Source organism: Paenibacillus sp. FSL P2-0121 (assembly GCF_037975345.1).
GTDB classification, from domain to species: domain Bacteria; phylum Bacillota; class Bacilli; order Paenibacillales; family Paenibacillaceae; genus Paenibacillus_AQ; species Paenibacillus_AQ odorifer.
In genome coordinates this window covers 507331-522953 of sequence record NZ_CP150245.1, presented here as the reverse complement: position 1 = coordinate 522953, position 15623 = coordinate 507331, and the positions used below count along the sequence as shown (strand labels likewise).

Below are 15623 nucleotides of genomic sequence, written 5' to 3'. Positions count from 1 at the left end.
AAGCGCTTACAATGTTTATGTATCCATTGTATTTGCTTTTGCCTGTCTCCGTAAGGCTTTGAATTTCGGATTATAGGTACCATTTTTCGGATTGAGTGAAAATTTAAGGGCGAGCCGCAGCTCGCCCCTCTATTTTTATGCTAATACTGCTTGAATTTGCACGATTTCTCCACGCCGCAGAGCCTCTGCCTCTGCACCGCGCACGAACGCTCCAGATATTTTAGTCACAGTTCCATTGCGGTATACAAGCATCAAAGATTGAATGCTAACCTTCTTCTCGCCAAAGGTATTTTCACGTTTTGGATTAGAATAGATTACCTCCGTATTCCCTAGGAAAGTGAAAGACAGTTTGCCCTCTTCATCAAACAGCCATCCTGGCAATACCGGATCGAGAGACAGCGTAAGCGCTCCATCCTCCATTCTGAAAACATGGCTTCCAGCCATCATTGTTCTCCACATGCTTAAGAATTCCGCGGTCGATCCACTAAGTCTCGCTACGAACCCCCTACCATGGTTATTTGGATCAGGATTGCCTCCAGTTGCGATAAATGATGAATTCTCCAGTGTACTGCGTCCATAAACAGCAGGATCAAGGAATGGCACCAGCGACGTCTTCAGCTCGCCGTAGAATTCCTCATACAGCCCGCCCTTCAGCAGCTCAAGCAAATACTTATAGGACATGTGCAGGAAGTTAGACTCCCGTTCTAGCCAGCCTGGTGTGAAGGCTCTCATCCGTCCGATTTCATGCGATTCACCTTCTAGACTAACAGAGGTCTGATACATAGATGTTGCCTGATCATACAGCTCTGTTTGCTTAATCAGATTATAGATTTCTTTTGCCTGCACCGGGTTCTTCATCGTCTTCAACCAGCGGGTAGGTCCTTCAAGGAAATAAGGCAAGGCATAAGCCTTAAACTCCTCTACCACAGCCTTTGGCAATCCGTATCCGCTAATGACTGGCTGACCCTCAGCATCTGTTACCTGATGGAATTTCTCCGCTTCAAAACGGAAATAGGTTGGGGTAAGTCCATTGCCCATTTCTACCGCCTTGTTGATCCCCTCATCAATTTTAACCAGGAACTTGGAAAGGGCTTCGCGGATGTGTCCCAAGGTTACTTCAGTTTCAGCACCAGTAATGCCAAACCGGATACTTGCTCTATAAGCTTCACGGGCTGAAGCTACTGTATCCCAATAGTTGAATTGTTCCACTTCTCCTGCTAGGACAGCAGTTACCGCGTGATATACCGCTTCAAGCAGCTCCGCGATTTCTTCTGGCAGCTTTACAGCTTCCTGTACATTCTCAGCACCGTTCAGCACATCCAGCAAAAAGACTACAGTACGCTTCAGCTCAAAAGTCTCACTCATTCCGGAGCCAAACAATCCCGGCAGACCGTTCATGGCATCGTTCCAGCCCGGCTTGTTGCCTTCCATCTCTACACCCATGCCGTAAGGGTCAAGCGTAGCAAATTTATTCAAAGCAAGAGACAACATCTTCACGAACAGATTGGTGTGGTAAATAGCACCTTGCCCACCTTTGGTACGCAGCCAATGGGTATCTCCAGCTTTCCATTTCAGCTTATGCAGCTTCTCCTCGTCCTCAAGGAGGGCGCCATATTGCCGGGCTTTTCCGTCACTAATTACATACTTCTCACTACGTGGCAGCACATATGCTGGGCTGTCATAGAACGCATAAGTACTATCCCCAAATAAAAGCTCCTGCTTCTTGTCAGGGAAGATGTCCAAATAACCTACTACGAGATCCAAATTGTACGTCCAGTGATCAGACCAGAAGCCTTCGCCAAAAGCAGCCTCAATGTTTTGCTGTGAAAGAGCCAGCAGACCCGACAGAAACTCCTGCTCACTAACCTTCAGCGTAACGTTTTGATCCGCAATGTAATTGATCAGGCTGCCTGGGGTGAACCGGCTGTTGCATAGCTTAACAAGCTCAGCTTGATGATCCGCAGCCGCTTCTCCGATCCATTCCGCAGCCTTCGCTTTGCTGTCTGGCTTCACTTCAAAGGTTGTTCCTTGAACACTTAGTGGATTGTAGCCATCTGCTTGAATCAAGCTATAGAACATTTTGATGTTGAAGCTGCCCACCTTCGGATTAAAAAACACATCATTCCGGCGGTTCTGATTCATGTCACGGAAGTTACCATTCCCCTGTGAATAATATTCTGGGGCAAGTGAGAAGAAGTTATAGTCGCGCTCCAAATCGCCATGCTTGCGGGAATATAAATGAACTACAAAGCCATCTCCGCCATTGTCAAAAATAAAAGGATAGCCTCCGCGCAGGAAGTTATCGAGATAGGACTGACGGCAATAAGCATCAAACACAGCCGATGAAGTGTGCGTGGCAATGTCTTCTGTTAATTCCTCTGTCAGACCTGCGGCTTCCTTGGATTTGGACAGGATATATTCATCCCGGCATAACTGCTCCGCCTTTTTATTGATTTTGTCGATGTCATTTACATGCCCAACCAAAGTATTCAGGGTCAAGCTGCTGCCGGGTGCCAAACGTCTAGCCACACCACTGAAGCCGCAAGGAACCTTATTGACTGGATATTGTGGAAGCTCACTCAGCTCCGAAAGCGTTAATCCCGCAAAGCGGTCTGGGTAAGTAAGAGAGGTATTGCCTCCGAAAATAAGTTCGAAATCAACGATTGGCGCGACTTTTTCTCCTTCTCCAGTAAACGACAGATAGAAATGTCCATTTGTGATTTCGCTAACCTGTGCACTATCATTGGTGCTGGAACGCAGCTTATAGAACGGAATACCGTTCTCCAGATTGTATACGTCCATCCAGCTGCGCAGCAGGTTACCAATCTCCTTGTAGCCGCTGTTTTCTACTCCGTAAGGCAAAATCTCAGGCAGACCATCCATCAGCTCCAGCTCAATCTCTTTGCCACCGATATTCTCAATCTCCACCCGACGTACCAACGCGGCATAATCGTCATTAGGCAGATTGAAATAGTGTACAGTCGTCTTCAGCCCATGCCCGGCATGGCTTTCTTCAAGGGTCAGTCCGTTAGGCAAAATGGTCATGATCCGCTTGGCGGCAGGATCTGGACGTGCCGATTGAAATGGCTCATAAATCTCTTGCTCGCCTTTTATTTTAATAAAGGTTCGGAATCCGGTGGTTCCTACGTCTTTATAAGAGATATTTGCTGGAGAGAATTCCATGATTGGCGAGTTCTTGTCGCGTACCCCAAAGCTGCAAATCGCTTGCCCCCGGTTTACATAAAAAGTCCACATTGGAATTCCCTTAAGACCTGCAAGACCTGGCAGGAAACTAGAGAAAGGCTTTCCTGTATCAAACTGCTCCATTACAAAGTTACCTGATTCGAAATAATAATTACTCACGTTAATGTCCTCCTAAACTGTTACTTATTTATGAAATCAGATGCGTTACGATAGAATGAGGGGATAACTCGCAGTTGGCAATCTCTTCGCCAAGCCCCAGGGTTACCGTGCGAACTTCTTCGCTCTCATTCATCAATATGACAGCAATGCTGCCGTCCGGATTACGGAATGCTGTGGATAGGATTCCTTCCGCTTCAGAAGTAAAGCCAATCCGTACCGCACCTGGCGCGATAAATTTACTGAAATGCCCGATATAATAATAAGAGCTGTTATAGTGCAATTCGTCTGTTGTTGTATCTGCAATAATTGGGGCATCACAGAGATTCCCTACATGATTGGGCCCGCCGGTCTCATCCAGTACCAGGTTCCAGTCCAGGTACCCTTCTGTCCATGCATTGAGATCCCCAATCATATTTCTGCCGTAACGTTCACCTGTAAACCATTCGCCAAGCTTGACGCCGCCCTCTTGACAGCCCTCAGTGAACAATAGATGTTTGTCAGGAAATAGATCATGTACCTTTTCTACCTTGTCGAACTCCTCACCACCATACCAGTGGATGCCTGTACCCCACACATATTGTGCAGCTTCAGGATCAGACAATACGACCGAAGCACGTTCGACCATAATATCGCGGTTATGATCCCAGATGACAATGTTCACATCGGAATGGCCTGCCTGCTGCATCACTGGACCGAGATGATTTTTAACAAAATCGCGTTCCTCTTCCGCACTATAAATACAAGAATCCCAGACTTGAACAGCAGCCGGCTCATTTTGCACGGAAACCGCCCAAATAGGTACGCCTTCCTTCCCATAAGCTTCGATAAATTTGGTATAATAGCGTGCCCAAACTTCAGCGTATTCTGGCTTGAGTGATCCTCCATTATTCATTTCACCATTTGTTTTCATCCATGCCGGAGGGCTCCAAGGAGACGCCAACATCGTGAACGGCCCGCCTTTTACCTGCATTGCATCCTTAATCAGCGGAAGCACCCACTTATGATCATGAGAGATATCAAAGGTAGCCAGCTCCGTATCATGATCAGCGACATAAGTATAATTTCCAAGAGCAAAGTCACAGCTATGGATATGAACACGACCCATGTTATAGCCTAACCCCTCTACCGGATGAAAATAGCGGTGAATAACCTCTGCCCGTTTCTCAGGACTGAGCCGTGACAACGTATAGGCCGCAGCTTCTGTGAAAGCGCCACCAAATCCTATCATCTTTTGGAACTCCTGCTCTGGCCTAAGCTCTACATCGGCAGATCCAGAATCTACTCTTGTGCTAAAAACAATTGCCTCTTTCGGAGTTAAGCGTTCCCCTGTATCTTTTGCAGTTACTACAGTTTGAACTTTTGCCATTTCATCCATCTCCTCTAATTGTTTTGTTACTAACAACAAGCACTGCCTTTACTGGATCACCATCCGATGTTAGGGTTCGGAGCGATGGGCCACTGAAACGTTTGAGAAAATTCAAGGAAGCCCTCGGTAAATTTTGATTTCATCTCAATTCGAAACCTATTATCGAAACCGGTTTCGATTATAACGAAAAAAAATGATCTAACGAGAGCAGGAAAAAAGCGGCATAACAATATGCCCATTATAGCCCTATTCCTCTGAATACGCTGTAGCAAATACCACATAGGAAAAATTCGAGCTATGATGTCCTCTACTTTATCAGGACTCTTTTCTCTACGTCAAGATTTATCCTGTGGATAGCAGCCCGCTCTCTGTAGTTATGGAATTTGATACAGCTCTAATTCCTGCTAGCCGGAGGCGCACAGGATTCCCGTTCGATCACTTCTACCGGAACTAAAACCGCTTCCTTATCCAACTGTTTCCCTTCAATCGATGCTAAAAGAATGTCCGCTGCCCGGCTTCCTAAAAGTGCCGTATCCTGACGAATGGTTGTCAATGCAGGTGTAACATACTCAGCTAGATCAATATCATCGTAACCCACAACTGAAATGTCCCGCGGTACGGAAAGTCCACTATCTTTTGCCGCCATAATAGCCCCTAAAGCTAACATGTCACCCGAAGCAAAAACAGCGGTTGGCCGATCAGGCAGCTTAAGAAGCTCCAGCATCGCATGGTAACCACTTTCACGAGAATAAAAAGCTCCATTCACAACATAGGACTCCGGCACGTCAAGCCCCTGCTGCTTCATAGCGTTCTTATACCCTAACTCCCGAGTTTTACCGGGAAAAGTGTTCATCCCCCCGGAAATATGAGCAATCTTGCGATGACCCAAAGAAACTAAATACTCTATCGCAAGCTGAGCTCCAGCCGTATTATCCGAACATACCGTATGCGACTGCGTAGTCTCAAAATCCAGAATCACAGTAGGAATATCACTCTCTAGCAGCTCACGGAAATAGGGGTCCTCGTAATCAGACAAGAAAACGACAACACCATCTACACCACGGATTCGGCAATTCTCCAAATACCCGCTTTGTTTACCCCCAACATCCTTGGAAATAAACATGAGGGCATACCCCTTATCCACAGCAACCTTCTTAAAGCTCTCAATCACAGCGCTAAAAAAGGGATGGCGAATACCAAATCCCGTATTCTCTACAAATAATACACCAATGGTCCATGATTTCTTAGTAGTCAGTGTACGGGCATGGGAATTCGGCAAATATCCCATTTCTTGGGCAACCCGGAAAATTTCCTGGCGAGTCTTCTCCCGTACATCGGAATAATTATTAAACGCCTTGGATACCGTTGTAGGAGAGTAACCGGTTCTTTTGGCAATATCGTATATAGTTGTCAATCCGGTTCACTCCTTGCCCAGACTAATAAAATACCTTCTGTTCACTGCAATTTTAACGTCTTTCGGTACCGCCGTCCAGCAAAAAGTAACTTTGTACGGAAGGAAGCAGCGTAACAGCTTGGATCAAAAGCCCTAGACTCATATAGACCAGATGTATGATTACCACACTGTCGAGCATATACGTCTGTACCATAATCCAAATAATTAGACCAAATCCGATATATAGGGACAATGCCCAGAAGCTATATAATTTCTTAAAGGGATTCAAAGTATTCACCCAATGCCATTCTGGTCTCTTGATCAACCCATATAACACGAACATAGGCAGGATACCAAATACGATGAATAGCAAGATACCCGGAATTAAAAAATCTGAAAATGGCGATCTTTCCAGCATAGATGTGGGTATGTGTATCAGATCACCACTAGGATCTATGACCATTGACCCGCCTCCTGCTAACGCTCCAACCCCCAAAAATATATGAAGAATATAAAGCAATGTTACCGTAAACGGCCTTCTTTTGGTTGGCTTCATTTCAGTTCCCCTTCCCATGTTTAAAAAGTAGAGCATTCCTTATAGCTCTTTTCGATTTTACATGTTTTTCCTGAATGTCACCAAGACAGATATCACACAAAAAGCCGTATTTAAGCTTTTTTTGAGTGCGATGTGAACGATTGTATTTTACGCTATACTAAGATTAGAACGAAATGTTAACCCTGCCGACTGAATCTAATAAATAAAATACATTGGATCCTAAAAAACAAGGAGACAGGACGGGCGCTAAGTTGCGCTGAACCTAACATATCTATGAACGATACCCATCTTTTATCCACCAAACAATGTACCTATTGCCAGCAACAGAAGCCGCTCTCTGAATTTCGTAAACGCACCGGCAAACGTTCCAAAGGTCAGTCTCGCCGTGGCGCTTGTCGGGAGTGCCGCAAACAACGACAAAACATAGATCTCACTCTTGCAGCAGGTCCCATTCCAGTACAACCTGATACCATTCAATCCCCTTCTTTGGCTGTCAAGGAACGCTCCAAACAAGGAAAGCCTTCTTCCACGGTTGCTTCTTCACCGCAATCCAACCCAAATCAGCGCATACGGGGCTTGGAACAACGAAGGAAACATTCTCATTCTCAAGGCGCGGAACTGAGTCCGGAAGATCCAACGCAATTGATTCCCTCTGCCAAAGGGAAAATTCTAATGCGTGGCCACAGTGATAAAGGACGGCGCTGGCATCAGGAAATTGACTACGAGCTTGCGGTTACTCTAGTCAGAGAACATGCCGCTATCGTAGTGAATCGCCGAACCATCCGCCGGATTTACAGCAATAAGGATTTCCGTGCTTATATATTGACCAGAGACAACTATACTTGCTACTTCTGTGGCTCCTATGGAGACACTATAGATCATTTGCTCCCCCGTGCTAAAGGCGGCCATACTACTCCGGATAATTGCGTTTGCGCTTGTACGTTATGTAATCAGACCAAAGCCGATCAGTCCGTTGAGGATTTTATGAGCAGATAAAAAAGAAAAGCGCCCCAATTTCTGTTGATTAGGGGCGCTTTTTTATAAAAATCAAAGGTAAAGTTTATTGTTAGTTAGCAACAATATTCTTAACTCGTCCTACCTGTCCACTGGTTAAACGCACCTTGATGCCATGCGGATGTCGAGGTGAGTTCGTGAGAATATCCTTTACCGTTCCATGTGTTAGCTTACCCGTCGGCTGATCCTGCTTAAGCACAATATCCACTTCAAGCCCAGGACGAATATCGGCTCTTACCTGTCCGTTCATGATGTAATCCCCTTTCAATGGGTTATAATGTTGTCAACTATACTACATAAGGAGGAGACGTAATGGCCTTCGGCATCAACAGAGAAGAATTAACCCGCTGGAAAAAGGCTGTCTCCGCAGGAGAGATCGCTTTCTTAACCCATTACTGGCTAGACCCGCGTTTTCCCGGCATGACTACTGTCACCAAGGTCGGCTGTAGTGACCTGACCAGACTAACATATTGGTGTGAGGAAAATGGACTGCCGGCTAAATATATTCATAATCGTTCGCCATTCCCCCACTTTGACCTTTTGGGACCCAAACAAGCAGAAATCCTTCGGAAGGAAGGATTATGGGAACAGTTGGAACGTTTCAAAATGCTCTAAAATCACTTCTTTTTACGTAAATCCTGCATGATCTTGCGGCCGGTAGGTGTCTGTGCTAATCCGCCACCTGCGGTCTCACGGTGTTTTTCTGGCATAGCTGAGCCTACCTCAAGCATGACCTTGATTACTTCATCTGAAGGAATCACGCTACGTACGCCAGCCAGTGCCATATCGGCGGCGGCGAGCGCGGTCACTGCACCGAATCCGTTTCTAACGATACAAGGAATCTCTACAAGTCCTCCCACCGGATCACAAATCAGTCCTAATGTGTTCTTAAGCGCCAGTCCAACAGCATGCACTGCTTGTGCAGGCGTTCCTCCACGCAGTTCGGTTAAAGCTCCTGCCGCCATCCCGATGGCCGACCCGACCTCCGCCTGACAGCCACCCTCTGCACCAGATACAAACGAATTGTTGGCAATGACATAACCGATCGCTCCTGCAGCGAACAAACCGGAAACCATATAGTCATCATCCCAGCCAAACCGTTCCTGGCAGCTGAGAAATACACCCGGAATAATTCCGCATGAACCTGCGGTAGGTGTAGCAATTATGCGGCCCATTGAGGCATTAACCTCGGACACAGCCAAGGCATAGGCCATTGCTTGACCAGCGGGTCCACCTAGGCATGGTTCATCTGCTGCGTTATAGGCTCCTACACGCTGGGCATCCATTCCCGTAAGGCCGCTGCGCGAAGTGGTATCTTCATGCATCCCACGATGAACAGCCTCTTTCATCACCCCATAATATTCACGCATAGTGGCAAATTCCTGTTCACTGGAACGTCCAGATTCCGCGCTTTGCTCTTCAAGCATAAGGGCTCCAATGGTGAGGCCACGTTCCTCACATAATACAGCCAGTTGGCTAAGTGTTTGAAAATTCATGTTAAGCTTTCCTTCCCCTTCTCATCTTGCTTACCTTCGTTTAAATTAACCAATTTCACCGATTTCACTGCAGTGAGCGCTTTAAGCGCTTCAATAAGCTCTGGAGTAGCAGCTTCATCCAGCTCCAGTACCGTTAAGGCTGCACCGCTGCGATTCTTCCGATCCAGAGACATATGCCCTATATTAAATTGTCCGTTACGCATCACTTCTGTAACACTCGCCAGAACACCTAAATAATCCATATGATGAATCAATACCGTCGGATACATTCCCGTAAGCTTTACTCCAAAACCATCCACATCGACGATCTCAATGTTTCCACCACCGATGGATGTCCCCGTTAAAGTCAGCTCACTTCCTGTCTCTTGTCCGATAAGATGCAGTTTAACTGTGTTAGGATGAGGAAACAATCCCGTTCCTTGCTCAAAAGATACGTCCATCCCAGCTTCAGCCGCTAACTCCAGAGAGTCGGGTAACCGATGATCATCGGTAGCGTAATCCAAAAGTCCTCCGACAATAGCCCTGTCTGTGCCATGGCCCTGATAAGTAGCTGCAAAAGAACCAAAAAACGTCACTTCTGCCACACGCGGCACTTCACCCAGCACCTGCCTTGCAGCCCTTCCGATCCGTGCCGCACCGGCTGTATGCGAGCTTGAAGGCCCGACCATGGCCGGACCAATAATTGAAAACACATCTTTGAAACGCATAAAAGACCTCCTGCCTGCAAATAGGCAATTATCAAACTCATATATAGTATACTGCACTGGCAGTCGGAGTTCACCGTTACATTTGCTGTGATATATCCACTTCTAATCTAATGATATTTTACTTAGATAGTATTTTCATTTCGCATCTTATGTATCACAAGATATCCTGGGAGTATAACATAATTCCACCTCTATACTGCCAGCCTATCCCTTCCCAGAATCCTCTTCCTTGTTCATTGGTTCCAATCACCATCAGATGACATTTTGCGATACCAGCTGCATGTAAATTACCGAGGCAACGCTTTACAAGCTCACGCCCGATGCCCATGCCTCGGCAGTCATTACTAACTGCAACATGATACATATAACCTCTTCGCCCATCATGTCCACACAATGCAGTTCCTACAATCCGGCCGTCTTCATTCTCGCAGATCTGGCTGAAGCCAGCATTACGCTCCAGATAACGCGTAATCTCCAGTCTCGAATCCGCTTCACTAAGTCCCATTCCCTCTGTATTTTCCCATAGCTGGTGGGCAGCTTCATAATCATCCGCAATCATCTCTCGATAATTCATGTCTATCCCCTCGCTTGTATAGAATGACAAAAAGCATAAAGAGCACTCCGCGGAAGCTTTTCCAGCATCAGCAGCGCTTCATAAGGGTCGCCTTCCAAGCCCAGCACTTGCGCGAAGGCAGGTTCGGTCTTCCACCCGTTTGTTTTCATTGTAATGATCTGCTGGCGAAAATCATTATCCAGCTGAGCTAGAATTTCCGCTTCAATGATCATATGTAAGTAACCATTCTGCAGAGCTGTGGGTCGCGGCTGCCCAAACAGTTCTATAGGCCAGCCCCCGGCCATAAAGTTAATTTTCGTTCGTGGGACCCCATCAACCACACGCGATACACTAGTAAACTCATCCATGGTTCCGAAATATCGACTAACAATGTCCGTAAACTTTACGGAATCATGCACCTCACAAATAATATCCAGGTCGCTGCCCTTCACCTGAATTCCAAGCGGCACTGTGCCAACCAGCACCGGGTTATAGTCGGCCAGCAAACTCATAATATTTAATTTTCTTAACAGGGTATAGACCTCTTTTTGCACTGGAGTTCCACGATTCAGATACTCTATGTTTCGCCAATCATTCATCTCTGACAAACGCTCCCTCGAACTAGGTTATAAACACAGGCAGGACCGGATAACAGCGCACGCTTTTCTAGGCACATGCATAGAAATATACGGAAGATAGAAGGCAAGGAGGAGTGTATGTAAAAATGAACCCCACCTACCCCTATTATGGGGAACAAACGATATGTAAGGAACAGCCTATTGCTTTTCCCCCACAGCACCAAGACCGTCAGCCTGGTCTAGAGAGTCTAATGAATCCTCGCCCCATCAGTGAAAATCCGGAGATCACCGGCAGCGGAAAGCTAAAAGGAAAAATTGCACTCATCACCGGAGGCGACAGCGGAATTGGTAAAGCGGCGGCCATTGCTTTTGCAAAGGAAGGCGCAGATGTCGCTATAGCTTATTTATACGAAGCTTCAGATGCAGAGGTCACTCAGCGGCGAATTGAAGAATTAGGGCAACGTTGTTTGCGGATCGAAGTTGATTTACGCCATAAGGAAAACTGCTTCAAGGCTGTGGAGCATACCCTTCGCACTTTTGGCAAGCTGGACATCCTCGTCAACAATCATGGTGTCCAGTATCCGCAAAAAAGTATTCTGGATATCACGGAAGCACAGCTCTACCAAACGTTTCAGACGAATATATTTCCATTCTTTTACCTGACACAAGCCGCACTTCCACATCTAAAAAAAGGCGCAGCCATCATCAACACTGCTTCCATTACTGCCTATCAAGGAAATAAAGAGCTTATAGATTATTCCTCAACTAAAGGCGCGATCGTCTCCTTTACCCGCTCTTTAGCCTTATCACTCGTAGACTCTGGCATTCGTGTCAATAGCGTAGCTCCCGGACCTGTATGGACACCACTAATTCCCTCCAGCTACTCTGCAGATGAGGTTAGTGTATTTGGGACGGATACACCCTTTAAACGTGCCGCACAGCCATATGAGTTAGCAGGAGCCTATCTTTATTTAGCGGGACCGGATTCTTCGTATGTTACCGGGACATGTATTCATGTCAATGGTGGAGACATGGTCACCAGCTGATGCATTACACCACGAGAGGAATGTATATCAAATGAATAAGATAAATGATTATGATATCTCTTCTGTCCGCCTAAGCAGTGGCATGTACGCATTAACCAAATTAGCCTGCGCAGGGCTAACTTACGTCCTTATTACCTTACTTATGCTTGGATTTCCACAATCCGATGGAATTCCTGAAGGCTGGCCACTATCGATTCCTTATGCCATTTATGCTTATGGATTGCCTGCGGCGTTAGTAGCAGATGTACTGCTGCGTATTCTGCGCTCCAAATCCCCTATCCTGCCCCTTGCTGTATATGTCGTCACGGGTTTTGGTGCAGGTCTATGGCTGGCAGCGGAACAAGGTGCAGAGTATCTGCTATGGGGTCTGGGTGGAGTCCTTGGACTACTCCTTCTCAGAGTGACCCAGCTTGGTGTAGAAAGGTTTCCTCTGTTGCTGCCAGTATTCGCCCTATTTCTGCCACTGCTCTGCTTACTGCTGTCATAAGCCTTATTAGGGATACTCAAAGCGCTTCAATGATATCTCCGGCAATAATAGCCGCCGGATTATTCCGCTGACGGGCTGCTCCCTCTCCTGCTAATCCGTGCAGGTATACCCCAAAAGCTGCTGCCTGCGTAGCATGAAGTCCCTGAGCCAGCAGGCTGGAAATCATGCCCGTTAGCACATCACCAGCTCCACCAGTGCCCATGCCGGGATGGCCTGTGGTATTTACATAAGCTTGCCCTTCAGGAGTTGCTATCACGGTATGTGCTCCTTTTAACACAAGCGTAACCCCATGCTCCTTGGCATAGTCCATAGCCAGACCGATTCGGTCACGTTGGACCTCAGCCGTAGTTAGGTTAGCCAGGCGAGCCATTTCGCCTGGGTGAGGTGTCAGAATTACAGAATGACGGCGCCGCGCCCAACTCTTATAATCGGAGTCAGCCAGAATATTTAAAGCATCCGCATCGATAACCAGCGGGCAATCACTGCCTTCCCAAAGACTGCGAAGCCAATCTGTATCACCCGGGAACCGTCCAAGACCTGGTCCCACAGCGATTACATCTCGCTCTTCGCTTAACTTCAGTAGCTCGGGCGCGGTCTCAGCCTCCCAGTTTCCCTCTTCACTGCCACCTACATCAGCCAGCATGAGTTCAGGAACAACACCGATGACGGAAGGTAACAGCTTCTTAGGAAGCGCCCACGTCACCAGTCCGCAGCCCGTGCGCAGCGCAGCACGGGCTGCCAGTAGTCCGGCGCCGCTCATCCGTAAGGTGCCGGCAGCAAGGAGTACATGCCCATAAGTTCCCTTATGGCCTTCTGGCGACCGCCGCCGGGCCAGATCGACCCCCAGATGGGCATGCAGCACTTCCGGTGTCAGCAGGTGAACCTGCACACCGCTGTTAAGAGCCAGAGCAGTCGGAATGCCGATGGCCCGTACCTTGACATGCCCCGCTGCGCCTGCACCGGGGTATTGCAGGAGGCCTCGCTTGAGAAACGCGAGGCATACCGTCACTGACGCATGAATGCAAGGCTCATGCGTCTCTCCTGTGTCCGCGTTCAGACCACTGGGGATGTCCGCGGACACAATGACCTTGCCGCTGCTGTTCGCTGCGGCAATCAGCTCCGCATAGGCGCCGCGCGGGGCTCCCGCGCCGCCGGTGCCGAGCAGCGCATCCAGGATGCCGCTGCACTCGGCAAGGTCCAGCCGATCCCTGCCGTATACTACGGCAGGCAGGCCCATGGCTGCAGCGGCATCGCGCTGCAGGGCGGCCTCGCCGGAGAGCAACTCCGGCGGCACCGCATAGACGAGCGTGACGGCGATGCCGGTCTCGCGAAGGTACCGTGCGGCGGCGAGGCCATCGCCGCCGTTGTTGCCTTTGCCGACGAGGATGAACCATCGCTCGGCTGCGGCAGAGGCAAGCGTCAGCGCATGATCTGCGCTGACCTTAAATGCCTTGCCTGGGTCACCCAGCGCGGCCTCCTTTAGCCCGGCATCGTTCCCTTCGGCTGCATTCCTGCAGCCTGCCCCGCCTCTCTCCCGGCAAAGCGCGATGATCTCCTCTGCGATAACTCTTCCCGCATTCTCCATCAGCGCAATCGCTGGAATCCCCAGCTGCTGGATCGTTTCGCTGTCCAGCTGCCTCATTTGCTCAGCAGTTACCAGATACATGATTTAGCCCCTTTCCGCTATCTACCGTTCCAAAGCTTCACACGCAATTCCAAGTACAATCCCGAGCGCAAGTCCGGCGCAAGTCTGATATCAGTAAGCGACAGTAAATCTGGCCCGACTAAAATTCCCTTCCTCCAGCTCGTCCACCATAGCTACAGCGAAATCCTCCACACTAATCTTGCTTTCACCATTCTCATCTAGAATAAGACGGTCCAATCCGATGCGGAAATGACCTGTACGACGACCTGGATGAACTACCGCAGCAGGACTGAGATACGTATAATCCAATTCTGTATTTTTGTAAATCTCATAAGCCTGCGCATGCGCCTCTGCAACTGGTTTAAACTCTTCCGGAAAATCCGGTGTATTCATCAGCAGCTCTCCAGTTTCAGTCTTTAAGCTACCTGCACCTCCAATAACCAACAGCCGATTTAACCCTGCCGTCTGCATACCCTCCACCAACGCTTTTGCCGCCGTAATCAGATCCTGCTCGTGGCCCGCTCCTGGTCCATAAGCACTGATTACCTCTTCATGGCCACGGACCGCAGCTGCTACTGAAGCCGGATCAAGAATATCCACCGTTGTGACATGTAAACGCTCGTGTTCGAGAGTTACTGACTCTGGATTGCGTACCGCAGCTGTTACTTCGTGTTTTCTTTTTAATGCCTCCTGTACAATTGCCTTTCCAATCGTTCCTGAAGCGCCCAATATTACAACATCCATCTTGTTGTTCCTCACATTCTACGAGCAAGGCCATTATCGTGCAGCCTTCCTGCTCAATTATTTTTTTGATGCTCATCTGAATAGCTTTCCCTTACAGCCTTTAAACATTATTTATCCGCTCAAATCCGATCGAAACCAGACGGCGCCTACTACTCCACTTCCAGACCAAAAACCCCTTAACCAATACAAGGGGCACTCTCTACTAAAAAAGCAGCATGAATTTGCCTTAGCTTAGCAACGCAAAAACATTCCCTGAGAACGTGGCATAACCGATTCAAAACCATATTGTGCATAGAGCTTCGAGGCTTCTCCATCTGCAATCAGACTTACATAAGCCTTGTCCGGTACAGTATTAAGGAACTCCCTGATTTCCCGCATGATCAGCTTTCCCAAACCTTGTCCTTGATGTGAAGGCTTGACCGCAATATCTGTGACCTGAAAAAAGCATCCCCCATCGCCAATCACCCGCCCCATCCCGATTAGGTTATTCTCCTCATACAAAATTACCGCAAAAATAGAACGAGGCAAACCGATCGCTGCACCTTCCACACTCATTTCACTCAGCCCAGCTTCTTTTCTCAGCGCCAAATACTGTTCCACTGAAGGCTGTTCATGGCGTATATCAAGCTTACTTGTTGTTTCCATCCGCACTCCTCCGTTCAGCATTGCTGTTCC

General features: G+C 48.0%; 16 protein-coding genes. 4 read left to right on the top strand and 12 right to left on the bottom strand.

Translation table 11 applies throughout. The features are described from left to right. Positions 1-135: 135 nt before the first annotated feature. The 4 genes from MKY54_RS02305 to MKY54_RS02290 form a co-directional block, all read right to left on the bottom strand. Complete coding sequence (locus tag MKY54_RS02305) at positions 136-3363, bottom strand: cellobiose phosphorylase (RefSeq protein WP_339189321.1); 3228 nt, start codon at positions 3361-3363, stop codon at positions 136-138. A gap of 28 nt (positions 3364-3391) precedes the next feature. Continuing rightward, positions 3392-4729 (bottom strand): glycoside hydrolase family 30 protein, encoded by a 1338-nt coding sequence (locus tag MKY54_RS02300; RefSeq protein ID WP_076185207.1) that lies wholly within the window; start codon positions 4727-4729, stop codon positions 3392-3394. Between the two features lie 394 nt (positions 4730-5123). Then, positions 5124-6143 carry a LacI family DNA-binding transcriptional regulator gene (locus MKY54_RS02295; protein ID WP_280753296.1) on the bottom strand — a complete coding sequence of 340 codons (1020 nt, stop codon included), beginning with the start codon at positions 6141-6143 and terminating at the stop codon, positions 5124-5126. 52 nt (positions 6144-6195) lie between these two features. Then, a complete protein-coding gene (locus MKY54_RS02290; RefSeq protein WP_248549100.1) occupies positions 6196-6585 on the bottom strand; it encodes a hypothetical protein in 390 nt (129 codons plus the stop codon). Positions 6586-6951: 366 nt separating this feature from the next. Between MKY54_RS02290 and MKY54_RS02285 the strand changes: the two genes are divergently transcribed. Beyond that, positions 6952-7674, top strand: a complete 723-nt coding sequence (locus tag MKY54_RS02285; protein ID WP_280753298.1) for an HNH endonuclease signature motif containing protein — start codon at positions 6952-6954, stop codon at positions 7672-7674. 70 nt (positions 7675-7744) lie between these two features. Here the strand turns inward: MKY54_RS02285 and MKY54_RS02280 are convergent, their stop codons facing one another. Then, positions 7745-7942 carry a YwbE family protein gene (locus tag MKY54_RS02280; RefSeq protein WP_036682616.1) on the bottom strand — a complete coding sequence of 66 codons (198 nt, stop codon included), beginning with the start codon at positions 7940-7942 and terminating at the stop codon, positions 7745-7747. Between the two features lie 62 nt (positions 7943-8004). Here MKY54_RS02280 and MKY54_RS02275 point away from each other — a divergent pair, with 62 nt between their 5' ends. Further along, complete coding sequence (locus tag MKY54_RS02275; RefSeq protein WP_076124555.1) at positions 8005-8307, top strand: hypothetical protein; 303 nt, start codon at positions 8005-8007, stop codon at positions 8305-8307. A 2-nt stretch (positions 8308-8309) separates the two neighbouring features. On the opposite strand, the gene sdaAA is transcribed toward MKY54_RS02275, so the two are convergent. The 4 genes from sdaAA to MKY54_RS02255 form a co-directional block, all read right to left on the bottom strand. Further along, a complete protein-coding gene (gene sdaAA, locus MKY54_RS02270) occupies positions 8310-9188 on the bottom strand; it encodes an L-serine ammonia-lyase, iron-sulfur-dependent, subunit alpha (protein WP_036682621.1) in 879 nt (292 codons plus the stop codon). Continuing rightward, on the bottom strand, positions 9185-9895 hold the full coding sequence (sdaAB, locus tag MKY54_RS02265; RefSeq protein WP_076124558.1) for an L-serine ammonia-lyase, iron-sulfur-dependent subunit beta: 711 nt from the start codon (positions 9893-9895) through the stop codon (positions 9185-9187). The genes sdaAA and sdaAB overlap by 4 nt, the downstream gene beginning before the upstream one ends. Positions 9896-10049: 154 nt before the next feature. Beyond that, on the bottom strand, positions 10050-10469 hold the full coding sequence (locus MKY54_RS02260; RefSeq protein ID WP_076142075.1) for a GNAT family N-acetyltransferase: 420 nt from the start codon (positions 10467-10469) through the stop codon (positions 10050-10052). A 2-nt stretch (positions 10470-10471) separates the two neighbouring features. Beyond that, positions 10472-11047, bottom strand: coding sequence for a DUF4269 domain-containing protein (locus MKY54_RS02255; RefSeq protein ID WP_076124562.1), 576 nt, complete (start codon positions 11045-11047; stop codon positions 10472-10474). Between the two features lie 125 nt (positions 11048-11172). On the opposite strand from MKY54_RS02255, the gene MKY54_RS02250 reads away from it, so the two are divergent. Both MKY54_RS02250 and MKY54_RS02245 read left to right on the top strand, forming a co-directional pair. Beyond that, on the top strand, positions 11173-12072 hold the full coding sequence (locus MKY54_RS02250; protein WP_076142074.1) for an SDR family oxidoreductase: 900 nt from the start codon (positions 11173-11175) through the stop codon (positions 12070-12072). 31 nt (positions 12073-12103) lie between these two features. Beyond that, positions 12104-12559 carry a hypothetical protein gene (locus tag MKY54_RS02245; RefSeq protein ID WP_076142073.1) on the top strand — a complete coding sequence of 152 codons (456 nt, stop codon included), beginning with the start codon at positions 12104-12106 and terminating at the stop codon, positions 12557-12559. Between the two features lie 16 nt (positions 12560-12575). On the opposite strand, the gene MKY54_RS02240 is transcribed toward MKY54_RS02245, so the two are convergent. The 3 genes from MKY54_RS02240 to MKY54_RS02230 form a co-directional block, all read right to left on the bottom strand. Then, on the bottom strand, positions 12576-14225 hold the full coding sequence (locus MKY54_RS02240; RefSeq protein WP_339189316.1) for an NAD(P)H-hydrate dehydratase: 1650 nt from the start codon (positions 14223-14225) through the stop codon (positions 12576-12578). Positions 14226-14315: 90 nt separating this feature from the next. After that, entirely contained in the window at positions 14316-14948 is a 633-nt protein-coding gene (locus MKY54_RS02235; protein ID WP_076306498.1) for an NAD(P)H-binding protein, read from the bottom strand. Between the two features lie 231 nt (positions 14949-15179). Next, on the bottom strand, positions 15180-15593 hold the full coding sequence (locus tag MKY54_RS02230) for a GNAT family N-acetyltransferase (RefSeq protein WP_339189314.1): 414 nt from the start codon (positions 15591-15593) through the stop codon (positions 15180-15182). Between the last annotated feature and the right edge of the window lie 30 nt (positions 15594-15623).